Here is a 13,056-nt window from a genome sequence, read left to right on the forward strand (position 1 = left end):
ATGGCCGCAAATACCACTGAGTACACGGCAGCAACCAAGACCGGTCGCATTGCCGACTTCGTGGACTCCCGCGTTGGCGGGTCCGCAATGGTCAAGGAATTCGGCCGGAAGATCTTCCCGGATCACTGGTCCTTCATGTTCGGTGAAGTAGCGCTGTACACCTTCGTACTGCTGCTGCTCTCGGGCACCTTCCTGACCTTCTTCTTCGATCCTTCGATGGCTCACGTCACCTACAACGGTAGCTACGTGCCGATGAAGGGCGTTGGCATGTCCACCGCCATGGCCTCGACCCTGGACATCTCCTTTGATGTTCGCGGCGGTCTGTTCATGCGCCAGGTCCACCACTGGTCGGCGCTGCTGTTTGTCGCATCGGTGTCCGTCCACATGCTGCGTGTCTTCTTCACCGGCGCCTTCCGCCGCCCGCGCGAACTGAACTGGATCGTCGGTGGCGTCCTGCTCATCCTGGGTCTGGCTGCCGGCTTCACCGGCTACTCGCTGCCTGATGATCTGCTGTCCGGTAACGGTCTGCGCATTATCGATGGCGTTATGAAGGCCCTGCCGATCGTCGGTACCTACCTGTCGATGTTCTTCTTCGGTGGGGAGTTCCCGGGCGAGCACGTGATTCCACGTCTCTACTCGCTGCACATCATGATCGTTCCGGCCATGATCCTGCTGATGGTTGCCATCCACCTGTTCATGGTTGTCGTGCACAAGCACACCCAGTACCCCGGCCCGGGCCGCACCAACAACAACGTTGTCGGTTTCCCGGTTGGTCCGGTGTACGCAGCGAAGGCCGGTGGCTTCTTCTTCATCGTCTTCGGCATCATCGCGCTGATCTCCGGTCTGTTCCAGATCAACCCGGTGTGGAACTACGGCCCTTACGACCCGTCGCCGGTGTCGGCCGGTACCCAGCCTGACTGGTACATCGGCTTCGTCGATGGCGCCCTGCGTCTGATGCCAGGTGTCTTGGGTAACTTCAGCTTCGAATGGGTTATTCCGTTCCCGTGGGGTGACAACACCCTGGTCCTGAACGTGTTGCTCCCCGCGCTGGTTCCGGCCGGTGCCTTGTTCGCAGTGATGTTTGCTTGGCCGTGGATCGAGCGTTGGGTCACCAAGGACAACCGCGAGCACCACCTGCTGGATCGTCCGCGTAACGCCCCGTTCCGCACCGCCGTTGGCGCTGCTGGTGTGGTGTTCTACTCGGTCATGTGGGCTGCCGCATCCTCCGACTTGATCGCGACGCACTTCCATGTGTCGCTGAACGATGTCACCTACTGGTTGCGTACGCTGTTCTTCCTTGGTCCAGTGGTTGCGTTCTTCCTGACCCGCCGTATTTGCCTGTCGCTGCAGCGCAAGGACCGCGAGATCGTGCTGCACGGCCGCGAGGCTGGCATCATTGAGATGTCGCCGGAGGGCGGCTTCTCGGAGAAGCACGAGCAGGTCGACGTGTACCGCCGTTACGTGCTGACGAACTTCAACGATCGTCAGTACATCCCGGCAGAACCAGATGCAGCCGGCCACATCTCCCGCAAGGAGAAGCGTCGCGCGAAGATCTCGAAGTTCTTCTTCGAAGATCGTGTTGCTCCGGTGACCCCGTCCGAGCTGGAAGCCGCTCACGCGGCACACGGCCACCACGAGGTCGAGGGCGACAAGAAGTCTGAGTCGCTCGAGAGCTAAGCTCTCACCGCATTAGTCACAAAGAGAGGGACCCGCATTGCGGGTCCCTCTTTTGTATGCTCTGGACGTGATTCAGAGTCGCACGTCGGTTTGAAAGGTGTCGATCCGTGGTTGCGCAACCCGCCTCCGAGTTCGCGTTCCGCTACCGCTGACGCCAACCGAGCCCGACTCTCGCCTACAGAAACGTTTCAGGTCCTCCGTGGAGCCGTTTACGGGTCCTCTGACGCCGTCATGGTTACTTAGAGGTCGCCACGCAACCGGGAGTGTAGCGACTAGAGCCTCTGCGAAGGACGTGCCCGGTGCTCGACATCGACCGAGTGGCGCACCAGTGGCCCGCTAAGGCCTTCGAGATCAATAACGAGAAACCAAGGTCCAGAGCTGGGTACTCGTAGTCGGTAGGGCGCTTTTCGGGCGACTGATTCCCGCGCGCTGTATTCGACGCCATCTTCGAAAGCCGCGAAATTTTCGGGATCCATGAGGCGAACGTTGGCCGGTCGGCTCAACGTAATCACCAATGTGCTGCCGCGTTCGAGATGCTCCCAGTGATACTCGGCAAATTTACGCTCTGTCATACCGCTAGCCTCTCATGAGAGCGATTTGGGATGCCCTAGGCTTTCTCGCGCGCCCCGGAGTCTCATTGCCTACCGCCGCTCGATACGAGAAGTACGTGGAGACACCAGCGCACCACCCACTCGTTGGTGCCCGTGGCAGTTTGTGAAGTCTCACGAGCGGCTGTCGAGATAGGTCGACGCCAGAAGGACCTACTCCCCCGTGCCCAGAGGCTCTAGATGGCTCTCTACGGGGTGCAGAAGGTTAGAAGGTGTCCGAGTAGCGTGGCGTACCGGTTCCGAGGCGCTGTAGCGGCACAAAGAGCTTATAGCGATCCGAACGATACAGCGAGACGGAATAGTCGGCCAGCCGTTCGCCGATGTAGGCGTAACGAGTGATCTGCAGCAAGGGGAAACCTGGCTCAACACCCAACAGATCGGCCTGGCTGTGGCTAGCTGCGCGACTCTCGACCTGATCCTCACCCCATTCCAGCAACAGGCCATAACGCTCATGAAGGGCCTGATAAAGCTTGGATGGCGGAGGGCCGTCGATAAAGCCCGGCACGAGGTCGGCGGGCATATAGTTCTCGTCAAGGCTCATGGGTGTGCCATCGGCCAGCAGGAGGCGCTTGAAGCGTACGACGGGCTGTCCCTCTTCGATCATCAACTGAGCGGCCAAGTGCCCGGACGCCTTGATGGTGTCGAACTTCAACACATGTGCATCCGGCACCATGCCACGACGCATCATGTCTTCGCTGTAGGAGTGTAGCCGGACGCGGAGGTCCATCTTTTCGGGCACCACGAAGGTCCCGATCCCCACGACGCGCTTGAGCACCTGCTCGTCGACAAGTGCGTCAATGGCATGGCGAATGGTCTTGCGGGCCACGCCAAAGTGCTCGGACAGCTCACGTTCGGGTGGTAGCCGGTATCCGGGCTGGCAGGCCTCACGAGCATGCGTTTTCAGGATCTCGCGGATCTGCTTGTACTTGCTCAGAGGACTCTCCGGATCCAGTCCTTCGGTGACCGGTGGCTGAGGTACATGCCGCATGATTTACCTGACTTGTCGTAGTGCGTTAAATGCCGAAACGGGGTGGCAAGAACTATCTTGCCACCCCGTTACCGGAATTTACTTAGTGGGCGTGATCGCCACGGCTGTACTCGTAGACCCAGCCGGTCACACCGACGATGGCCAGGCCAGCGCCGATGTAGAAGACCCACCAACCCACGGCCAGGCCGAGGAAGGAGATCGCAGCGGCTGCGGCCAACACCAGCGGCCACCAGCTCCACGGGGAGAACATGCCAATCTCGCCGGCGTTCTCGTGGATTTCGCCATCGAGGCGGTCCTCGGGACGAGCACCAACGCGCTTAGCGGTGAACAGCAGGTACCAACCAACCATGGCGGACAGGCCCACCAGCATCAGCAGGGCCAGTACGCCAACCCACTCGCTCCAGTTGGTCATGTAGCCATACACGACCGCTACCGGTGCGAAGAAGAAGACTCCACCCAAGAAGATCCAGGATTCGATTTTCACCGTTACACGTCCTTCTGATCAGCCGGGCCAAAGATCTTGGCGGCCGGTGCGGATGGGGTTGCGCGGCCAGACAATTCCGGGTGGTGCAGATCCAGCGCAGGGCGCTCGGAACGAATACGCGGAATCGAGTGGAAGTTGTGGCGTGGCGGCGGGCAAGAAGTTGCCCACTCCAGCGAAGCACCGAAGCCCCACGGATCGTCAACTTCAACCTTCTTGGCGCTACGTGCGGTGATCCAAACGTTCCAGAAGAACGGAATCAGCGACATGCCCAGGATGAAGGCGAAGACGGTCGATACCTGGTTCATGGTGGTGAAGCCATCTTCCGGCATGTAGTCGGCGTAACGACGTGGCATACCCATAACGCCCAGCCAGTGCTGGATCAGGAAGGTGCCGTGGAAGCCGATGAACAGCAACCAGAAGTGGATCTTGCCCAGGCGCTCGTTGAGCATCCGGCCGGTCCACTTGGGCCACCAGAAGTAGAAGCCAGCGAACATTGCGAAGACCACGGTACCGAAGACCACGTAGTGGAAGTGAGCAACCACGAAGTAGGAGTCGGAGACATGGAAGTCAAGTGCCGGAGCCGAGAGGATAATACCGGTCAGACCACCGAAGAGGAAGGTGATCATGAAGCCAATACTCCAGAGCATCGGGGTTTCGAAGGTAATCGAACCGCGCCACAGGGTACCGATCCAGTTGAAGAACTTCACACCGGTCGGAACCGCGATCAGCATGGTCATGAAGCCGAAGAACGGAAGCATGACGGCGCCGGTCACGTACATGTGGTGAGCCCACACGGAGGCGGACAGTGCGGCAATCGCGATCGTTGCGAAGACCAGACCCTTGTAACCGAAGATCGGCTTGCGGCTGAAGACCGGGAAGATCTCGGAGACGATACCGAAGAACGGCAGGGCGATGATGTACACCTCGGGGTGACCGAAGAACCAGAACAGGTGCTGCCACAAGACGGCGCCACCGTTATCGGGGTCGAAGATGTGTGCGCCGAAGCGACGGTCCGCGCCCAGGGCGAACAGTGCGGCTGCCAGCGGCGGGAAGGCCATGAGCACCAGGATCGAGGTGATCAGGGTGTTCCAAGAGAAGATCGACATGCGCCACATGGTCATACCCGGTGCGCGCAAGCAGATGATCGTGGTGATGAAGTTGACCGCACCAAGGATGGTACCGAAGCCCGATAGGCCCAGACCGAAGACCCACAGGTCGCCACCGATACCCGGGGAGAACGTGGTGTTCGACAGCGGTGCGTAGGCGAACCAACCGAAGCTAGCTGCACCCTGCGGGGTGAGGTAGCCGGCCACGGCGATGGTCGAACCGAAGGAGAAGAACCAGAAGGCCAGTGCGTTCAGTCGCGGGAAGGCCACATCGGGCGAGCCGATCTGCAGCGGCATCATCACGTTAGCGAAACCGGCGAACAGCGGGGTTGCGAACATCAGCAGCATCACGGTGCCGTGCATCGTGAACAGCTGGTTGTACTGTTCCTTGGTCTGCAGGATCTGCATACCTGGTTCGAACAACTCTGCACGGATCAACAGCGCCATAACGCCACCGATGCAGAAGAAGAGGAACGACATGACCAGGTACATGTACCCGATCTTCTTGTGGTCGGTCGAAGTGATGTAGTCGACGAAGAGGCGACCCTTGGACTTCGGAACCACGGATGGTGCGATCGCACGAGCGTCGTCTGTAGCGTATTCAAACGTCGTCATAATCGATTACTCCCCTTCCCCGTGAGCGCCGTTTTCTCCGGCGGTGGAGTTCACCTTGTTCGGCTTGCGGTCGTACTCCTCGCCGAGGTGTCCATCGTCGAGCTTGGCGAGCTGGGCCTTGAACTCGGCCTCGTCGACAACCTTGACGTTGAAGAGCATCTCGGAGTGGTATTCACCGCACAGCTCGGCGCACTTGCCGTCGTAGGTGCCCTCAACCTGAGGAGTCAGGTAGATGTGGTTGGTGCGACCTGGGATCATATCCAGCTTCTGCAGGAAGGCTGGTACCCAGAACGAGTGGATGACGTCGCGGCTGTTCAGCTGCAATTCAACGCTCTTACCTGCCGGCAGGTAGAGGGTCGGAAGCGAATCGCGCGCGCCTTCGGAGCCGTCCTTGTTCAGGTGAGCCTGCTCACCGGCGAAGTACTTCTGCTGACCCTGGTAGTCATAGTTGAAGTCCCAGGACCACTGCTTGGCTCGAACGTCGACAACAAGCTCGGAATCAACCTTGGTGTTGATTTCCTTTTCGAGGTTGTTGTTAAAGCTAAAGAAGACCAACACCATCACCAAAGGAACGGCGGTGTAGAAGATCTCCAATGGCAGGTTGTAGCTCATCTGACGCGGGTAACCAGTGTCGGACTTGCGACGGCGGTAGGCGACGATGCACCACAGCATCAGGCCCCAAGTCAAAATACCGATGATAATCACGGCGAGCCACGAGTGCGTCCAGAAATCCTGAATCGCACCGGTGTGGTTGGTGGTGTCACGCTCCACGTTTGGGAGCCAACCCCGTTTAGCCTCCGCTGAACATCCCGTCAACAGCAATGCGCCGGTGCCAACCAAAGCCAGGACTTTGGCTTTAGCAGACCCGCGACTGCCGGTTCGGTCTTGCGAACTCACAGACGGCCCTTCCTCTTTGTTGGTGCAGAATGTGGTCTTCATAAGTCACCCCGCATTTACAGGTTGCACGGTGAGGTGGCTCACGAAGCGAAACATAGTTTTACTACTTAATGTAGAGCTTACCCTCTTGGGGCCCAGAATGCAGAAAAACACCGCTGCCCGACCGAGATTTTTCATCAACGGTCGAGCAGCGGTGTTAGTTCCCGCGGCCTTTAGTGGAAGGAGTCACCGCAAGCGCATGAGCCCGAAGCACTTGGGTTATCGATGGTGAAGCCCTGCTTGGCGATGGTGTCCTCAAAATCGATGGAGGCGCCGGCCAGGTAAGGAACGCTCATCTTGTCCACGATGACCTCGACCCCGTCGAAGTCACGGACGGCGTCACCGTCGAGCACACGCTCATCGAAGTACAGCTGGTAGATCAGACCGGAGCAGCCACCTGGCTGCACGGCGATGCGAAGGCGTAGATCGTCGCGGCCCTCCTGCTCGAGCAACGAGCGTACCTTTTCCGCGGCAACGTCACTGAGCTTCACATCGTGGCTTGGCAACTCGGTTGGGTCGCCCTTCACGTCATTGGCTGCTGCAGTCATGATTTTCCTCCCATACTGCTTATGCTGATTCGAGTCCTTGGTCGGTGTAACGCCGGGACCGAACATTTTCTTCCTTCTATCCTACGGGCCATGCTTCCCATCTGGGCAGAGCGAGTTCCGTTATATGACGCGAGTCATAGTCCTTCGGCGTTGATGCGCGCCAACAGAAGGGCTTCGGCGATGATGGCATTTTTGAAGTCGCCTAGGTGCAGTGATTCATTCGCGGAGTGCGCACGCGAGTCCGGATCTTCCACGCCGGTCACCAAGATTTGCGCCTCCGGGAAGACCTCGGAGAGATCGGCGATGAAAGGAATCGAACCGCCCAGTCCCATGTTGACCGGCTCGCAGCCCCACGCGTTCGCCAGAGCCCACTGCGCGATCTGCGTTGACTTGGTGCCTTCGGCGGCCTGGTAGGCGCTGCCGGCCTCGGTGCCTTCAAAGCCAACTTCGGCCCCGCGCAGGTCCACGCTGCGCACATGCGCTTCGAGTGCTTCAAGCGCCTTGCGTGGGTCCTGGCCCGGGGCCAGTCGCATCGATACCTTGAAGCGAACCTGCGGAATCAGGGTGTTCGAAGATTGCGCGACGGCGGGCATGTCGAGGCCGATAACGCTCAGTGCCGGCTTGTGCCAGAGGCGATCGGTGAGCTTGCCTTCACCGGCAAGCTCCACGGAATCTAGGATGCCGCTATCCCGGCGGAAATCTTCTTCGGCGAAATCGACCTCAGCGGACTCGAAAGAATGTAGGCCGGCCACGGCCACATTGCCCTTCTCGTCATGGAAGCTGCTGATCAATTTCGCTGCCAGTAGCGGTGCGTCCAATACCGGGCCACCAAACATGCCCGAATGCACCGCGTGGCTCATGGAGCGCACGGTGATCTCCGCGGCCGCCATGCCACGAAGCGAGGAGGTCAATGCCGGAGTTCCCACGGCCCAGTTCGACGAGTCGGCCACGATAATCAGATCGGCCTTGAGCTTATCCTGATGGGCTTCGAGGAAGTTGCGGAACGATGGCGACCCGGCCTCCTCCTCCCCCTCGATGAAGTAGGTGACGCCGACGCCGAAGTCCTCGCACAGGCTCAATACGGCGCGCATGGCCGCCACATGCACCATGATCCCGGCCTTGTCGTCGGCCGCGCCGCGACCATAGAGGCGCCCGTTGATTTCGGTGGCTTCGAAAACCGGGGTGTTCCAGTCGGCTTCGTTGCCCGGGGGCTGCACATCGTGATGCGCGTAAAGCAACACCGTAGGTTTGCCCGGCTGGGCCGCGCGGCGGGCTACGACGGCCGGGCTACCGAGGCTTCCGCTATCGGTAGGTTCGCGCAGAATTTCAATGCTGTCCATGCCTGCTGTTTCGGCCAGTTGGGCCACAGCCTGGGCGCTACGTTCGAGGTTTTCCGGGTCGAAAGATTCCCACGCAATGGCTGGGATCGAGACGAGGTGGCGTAATTCATCGACGATGCCGGTAAAGGATTGATCGACCTGGACCCGCAAGGCTTCGAGATCGATGCCATGGGTGGTGGCATCGACGGTAGAGAAATTAGTCATAGCTTTAGCCTAGCAATGGACAATGCCTTCGATGCGAAATAGCCCACAGGTGCCGGTAGGATGGTGGGGTGTTTGGTCGTAAAAAGGAAGATCCCCAGTCGCAGGCAAGTGCCGAGCCGACTCAGCCCGTAGATCCCACGGCTGGTGACGGACGTAAGTCCGGTCCGACGCCGAAACGAAGCGCTCAGCAGTCGCAACGTCAGCGTCCGCTGGTGCCCACGGACCGCAAGCTCGCCAAGGAGCAGGAGCGTAAGCGGCGTATGGAGGCTCAGGAGCGCCTGCGTTTAGCTAATGAGACCGGTGACGAGCGCTACCTGTTGCCGCGTGATCAGGGTCCACAGAAGCGCTATGCCCGTAATTTCGTCGACTCTCGCTGGATGTTCAGCGAATTCATGATGTTCTTGATCTTCGGGTTCCTTATTGCCTCGTTGATCTTCGGTAATAACCTCGTCGTTCAGGTCAATATCCAATTTGCCCTGTGGATCGTGTTGGCCATTGTGATCCTTGAACTGATCGTCACCACGATCATGCTCAAGAAGCGTCTGGTCGCGAAGTACGGATCGCTGGATCGCGGGGTGCGGATGTACGCCGCGATGCGTGCCATGCAGTTCCGCAAGCTGCGTCTGCCAAAGCCTCAGGTCAAGCGCGGCGAATCTTTCGAGTCTTAATCTGCTTCTCGCAAGCAAAAGGGGCGGCCTTGTGGCCGCCCCTTTGCTTTACCCAACGTTCAGCTTGTACGCGTGGATACAAAATAGGGGCCTTGTTGAGTCAACAACAAGGCCCCTGTTTTGTAGAGCGGGATACTACTTCAAAAGTTCTGCCAGCTCGCGGTTGATCGTGCGGGCCCAGAAGGGCCCTTCGTATAAGAACGCGGTGTAGCCCTGCACCAGATCGGCGCCCGCCTCCAGGCGCTCCTTCACGTCCGCGGCGGTTTCTACGCCGCCCACCGAAATGATGGCCATTTCTTCCGGAACCAACTGGCGAACCTGGCGTAGCACCTGCAGCGAGCGCTCCTTGAGTGGTGCACCGGATAGCCCGCCAGCACCAATCTCCTCAACCTTGGCGCTGTCGCTTTGCAGGTTCTCGCGGCCGATGGTGGTGTTGGTGCAAATGATGCCATCGAGCTTCAGGTCGGTGGCCAAGGCCGCCACCTCAGCGACGTCGTCATCACTGAGATCCGGCGCGATTTTCACCAGCAGTGGCACATGTCGGCCGGCTACTTCATCGGCGAGGGCCCCAACTTCACTCAGCAGCGGGCGCAGGGATTCAACACTCTGCAGCAGGCGAAGTCCCGGGGTATTCGGGCTGGAGACGTTAACCACGAGGTAGTCGGCGTGGATCGCCAAGTAACGGGTCGAGGTCAGGTAATCCCCCACCGCATCTTCAAGCTCGACCACCTTGGTTTTGCCAATGTTGACACCGACGACGGGACGCACCCTGTCATACTCCTTGGCCAGTCGAGCGCGTGCCGCGGCCACGCGGGCCGAAACTTCTTGTGCCCCGTCGTTGTTGAAGCCCATCCGGTTGATGACCGCACGGTCCTCGACCAGACGGAACAAGCGGGGACGCTCGTTGCCCGGCTGGCTCTGCCCGGTGATGGTTCCGATTTCAATGTGACCGAAGCCAAGATCGCTTAGTGCCTCGATTCCGGTCGCTCCCTTATCGAAGCCGGCAGCCAAACCGAAGGGTGAGGGGAAATCAATGCCGAGCACCGTGCGGCGCAGCGAGGGGTCCGGGGCGAAGAAAGATCGTGCCGCCTTGGTCAGGCCCACCCGCTGGGCGATTTTGATGGCGTTGAAGGCCAGGTGGTGTGCCTGTTCCGGGTCCATCTTGGTGAACAGGTGCTTAAAAACCAGTGGGTAGATGCGCATGACTTCTATTTTCCGTGCCGCAACGCATCCAGACAAACTCGCGACGGCTAGGCTACACGGTATGAGGCATGTCAGCGCATCACCCACCAGCCAGTGGCAGGACTTTGCGAAATCAACTGACCCCGGGCAGTGGGTCGATGATCCGCTAGGTGACGGCTTTAGCTATACGACCCTTCCGTTGCGTGACGATGGCGATGCGCCCACGCTGGCGACCCTGGTACGCTACCGCCGCACCGGTTTCAAGCGACTGCTCGATCGCCCGCGTGCCGTCGTGCTCAGTGTGCACGGGTGGAGCGACTATTTTTACAATCCCGAGCTGGCGCACTTCTACGCCGGGCAGCATGTGGCGTTCTATGCCTTGGATCTGCGTCGTTTTGGGCGCAGCCTTCGGGTGGAGCACGAACTTCCCGGATTCGTCAGTGACCTCAGCATCTATGACGAGGAACTGGCCGCCGTATTGGAGATCATCGAGGCGGAGCATCCAGGACTGCCGCTCGTGCTCCATGGGCATTCACTGGGCGGATTGGTCTTGTGCCTCTGGCTGGCGCGCACCGGCCGCAGTGCCGCCGGGCTGGTCCTGAATTCGCCCTGGCTAGAATTTCAGGGCACCGCGTTCTTGCGCGCCCCGATGAAGGGGCTGCTCGAGGCGATGGCTCGCGGAAACCCAAGGCGCAAACTGCGGCTACCCGAAGTCGATACCTATTGGCGGTCCATGAGTGCCGAGGGTGAAGGCTGGTGGGACCTGCACCGCGTGTGGCGCCCGATGAAAGCGTTCCCGGCCACCGCTGGATGGCTCAGTACGGTGCTTGAAGGGCACGCAGTGATCGCCAAGGGTTTGGCCTTGGAGCTGCCAATTTTTGTGGCCACCAGTAAACGGACGCACTTTTCTCTTCAATATGCATCCGACATTCAATCCACCGACTCGGTGATTGATGCGGTGCAGACGCGCGCCCGCGCCCTGCAACTAGGTTCGCTGGTTACGCTGTGCACCATTGAATCGGCCATGCACGATGTATTCGCGTCGGCGCCCGCGCCGCGCGCCGAAGCGTACCGAAGCTTGGGTCGCTGGTTGCCGATGGCCCTGGGCTAGGCCTTCACGACCTTATCCACGGCTCCCCCGTAGCGGCGATCACGCTGCGCATACTGTTCCACGGCTTTGTACAAGGTGCCGCGATCGACATCTGGCCACAGCTCGTCGAGGAACACGAATTCGGCGTAGGCCGACTGCCAGAGCAAGAAGTTGCTGGTGCGTTGCTCCCCCGAGGTACGCATGAATAGGTCCACGTCCGGAAGCTCGGGCGCGTGAAGGTATTTGGCAATGGTTTTCTCGGAGACCGCTGAGGCCTTGAGCCGGCCAGCGGCAACGTCTTGGGCGATGAGTCCCATCGCGTCAGCGATTTCGGCGCGCCCGCCATAGTTCACGCACATGGTCAACTGGCATCCGAGATTGTCTTTGGTCAGTTCTTCGGCCACCTTCAGTTCCCGAATAACCGACTTCCACAATCGCGGTTCGCGTCCCGACCATCGGATCCGTACTCCCCAGGAGTTCAACGTGTCACGTTGGCGGCGTAACACATCCCGCGAAAAGCCCATGAGGAATCGCACCTCATCCGGGCTCCGCTTCCAGTTTTCGGTGGAGAACGCGTAAACGGAAACGTATTTGATCCCCAGTTCCACGGCGCCTGCGAGCACATCCAGAAGCGCAGCCTCGCCGGCCCGGTGTCCCTCGGTCCGCGGCAACCCCCGTTGATTCGCCCATCGACCGTTGCCGTCCATCACGATCGCCACATGTTCGGGCACCAATTCTGCGGGAATCTGCGGCGCCTGCAGCTGCTCGGGATGAGCAAAGGGTTTCACCGGTCCGCGTTGGCCGGTGATCGGGGCAAGTTTCTTCACGTTCTCTCCACATGACGTAGCGACTTCACGGCACGTTCTAGGTGCCACTGCAGATAATTGGCCACAATTTCGGCGGCCTGATCGATGGCTCGGGGGCCGGCCTGTGCGACCGCGGCCCAGTCTCCGGTGAGTAGGGCCTGCAGGTAGGCGACCGTGACCGGATGCGGCGAGAGCGACCCGGCCGGGCGGCAGTTAGCGCACACCACACCGCCCAGCGGGATATTAATCGCCTGATGGGGGCCCTGCGCGCCACAGCGAACACAGTCGGTAAAGCTCGGAGCCCATCCGGCAATGGCCAGCGCCCGCAAAATATAGGAATCCAGCACCGCACCGGGGCGCACCTCGTGCCGGGCCAATAACGCGATGGCTCCGTGCAGGAGCCGATACTGTGCCGCCGTCGAGTCCGAGTCGGCCTCGGCGAGACGTTCGGCGGTTTCCGCCATTGCGTGTGCCACCGTGTAACTGGCATAGTCCGCGACCAAACGTTGGCCGTAGGGGTGGCGTAGCTGGGCCTGTGAAATCGTGTGTAGCGTGCGGCCTATGACGATCTGTGCGTCCACTTCCATAAATGGTTCGAGGGTAGCCCCAAGCCGCGAGGTGGTACGCCGAACACCCTTTGCGACGGCACGCACCATCCCATCGGGAGTCATCAGCGTGATGATGCGGTCGGCCTCCCCCAATTTATGGGTACGCAGCACAATCCCGCGGGTACGGTAGCTGCGCGCGGCAAAACCTGATCTGGACACAGGCCCTATTCTCCCACCGAAAGCCGTCCACGAAAAA

13 protein-coding genes are annotated in these 13,056 nt (G+C 60.0%); 3 read left to right on the plus strand and 10 right to left on the minus strand.

What is annotated here, in order from left to right:
• Positions 1–1,677 (plus strand): cytochrome b, encoded by a 1,677-nt coding sequence (locus ACJD00_RS08410; RefSeq protein ID WP_418906644.1) that lies wholly within the window; start codon positions 1–3, stop codon positions 1,675–1,677.
• A gap of 272 nt (positions 1,678–1,949) precedes the next feature.
• Here the strand turns inward: ACJD00_RS08410 and ACJD00_RS08415 are convergent, their stop codons facing one another.
• The 7 genes from ACJD00_RS08415 to ACJD00_RS08445 form a co-directional block, all read right to left on the minus strand.
• The gene (locus ACJD00_RS08415; protein WP_418906645.1) at positions 1,950–2,249 is read right to left on the minus strand and encodes a DUF1883 domain-containing protein; all 300 of its coding nucleotides are present in this window, start codon (positions 2,247–2,249) and stop codon (positions 1,950–1,952) included.
• Positions 2,250–2,490: 241 nt separating this feature from the next.
• Positions 2,491–3,273 carry a GntR family transcriptional regulator gene (locus tag ACJD00_RS08420; RefSeq protein WP_418906646.1) on the minus strand — a complete coding sequence of 261 codons (783 nt, stop codon included), beginning with the start codon at positions 3,271–3,273 and terminating at the stop codon, positions 2,491–2,493.
• Between the two features lie 82 nt (positions 3,274–3,355).
• Positions 3,356–3,757: a cytochrome c oxidase subunit 4 gene (locus ACJD00_RS08425; RefSeq protein ID WP_309407141.1), complete on the minus strand. Its 402-nt coding sequence runs from the start codon at positions 3,755–3,757 to the stop codon at positions 3,356–3,358.
• A 2-nt stretch (positions 3,758–3,759) separates the two neighbouring features.
• Complete coding sequence (ctaD, locus tag ACJD00_RS08430) at positions 3,760–5,478, minus strand: cytochrome c oxidase subunit I (protein ID WP_309407139.1); 1,719 nt, start codon at positions 5,476–5,478, stop codon at positions 3,760–3,762.
• A 6-nt stretch (positions 5,479–5,484) separates the two neighbouring features.
• Positions 5,485–6,417 carry a cytochrome c oxidase subunit II gene (coxB, locus tag ACJD00_RS08435; protein ID WP_418906647.1) on the minus strand — a complete coding sequence of 311 codons (933 nt, stop codon included), beginning with the start codon at positions 6,415–6,417 and terminating at the stop codon, positions 5,485–5,487.
• A gap of 170 nt (positions 6,418–6,587) precedes the next feature.
• A complete protein-coding gene (locus ACJD00_RS08440; protein WP_309407135.1) occupies positions 6,588–6,962 on the minus strand; it encodes an iron-sulfur cluster assembly accessory protein in 375 nt (124 codons plus the stop codon).
• Between the two features lie 134 nt (positions 6,963–7,096).
• The gene (locus ACJD00_RS08445) at positions 7,097–8,506 is read right to left on the minus strand and encodes a dipeptidase (RefSeq protein WP_418906648.1); all 1,410 of its coding nucleotides are present in this window, start codon (positions 8,504–8,506) and stop codon (positions 7,097–7,099) included.
• Between the two features lie 68 nt (positions 8,507–8,574).
• Between ACJD00_RS08445 and ACJD00_RS08450 the strand changes: the two genes are divergently transcribed.
• On the plus strand, positions 8,575–9,174 hold the full coding sequence (locus tag ACJD00_RS08450; protein ID WP_418906649.1) for a DUF3043 domain-containing protein: 600 nt from the start codon (positions 8,575–8,577) through the stop codon (positions 9,172–9,174).
• Positions 9,175–9,309: 135 nt separating this feature from the next.
• Here ACJD00_RS08450 and ACJD00_RS08455 read toward each other — a convergent pair whose 3' ends face one another.
• Positions 9,310–10,377, minus strand: a complete 1,068-nt coding sequence (locus tag ACJD00_RS08455; RefSeq protein WP_418906650.1) for a quinone-dependent dihydroorotate dehydrogenase — start codon at positions 10,375–10,377, stop codon at positions 9,310–9,312.
• Positions 10,378–10,438: 61 nt separating this feature from the next.
• Between ACJD00_RS08455 and ACJD00_RS08460 the strand changes: the two genes are divergently transcribed.
• Positions 10,439–11,467 (plus strand): alpha/beta hydrolase, encoded by a 1,029-nt coding sequence (locus tag ACJD00_RS08460; RefSeq protein WP_418906651.1) that lies wholly within the window; start codon positions 10,439–10,441, stop codon positions 11,465–11,467.
• Here the strand turns inward: ACJD00_RS08460 and ACJD00_RS08465 are convergent.
• Entirely contained in the window at positions 11,464–12,273 is an 810-nt protein-coding gene (locus ACJD00_RS08465) for an isoprenyl transferase (protein ID WP_418906652.1), read from the minus strand. The two genes, ACJD00_RS08460 and ACJD00_RS08465, sit on opposite strands and share 4 nt — an antisense overlap.
• Positions 12,270–13,019, minus strand: coding sequence for a DNA repair protein RecO (recO, locus tag ACJD00_RS08470; protein WP_418906653.1), 750 nt, complete (start codon positions 13,017–13,019; stop codon positions 12,270–12,272). Before recO ends, ACJD00_RS08465 begins: the two co-directional genes overlap by 4 nt.
• Positions 13,020–13,056 lie beyond the last annotated feature (37 nt).

Source organism: Glutamicibacter endophyticus, assembly GCF_048457885.1.
Classification (GTDB): domain Bacteria; phylum Actinomycetota; class Actinomycetes; order Actinomycetales; family Micrococcaceae; genus Glutamicibacter; species Glutamicibacter endophyticus.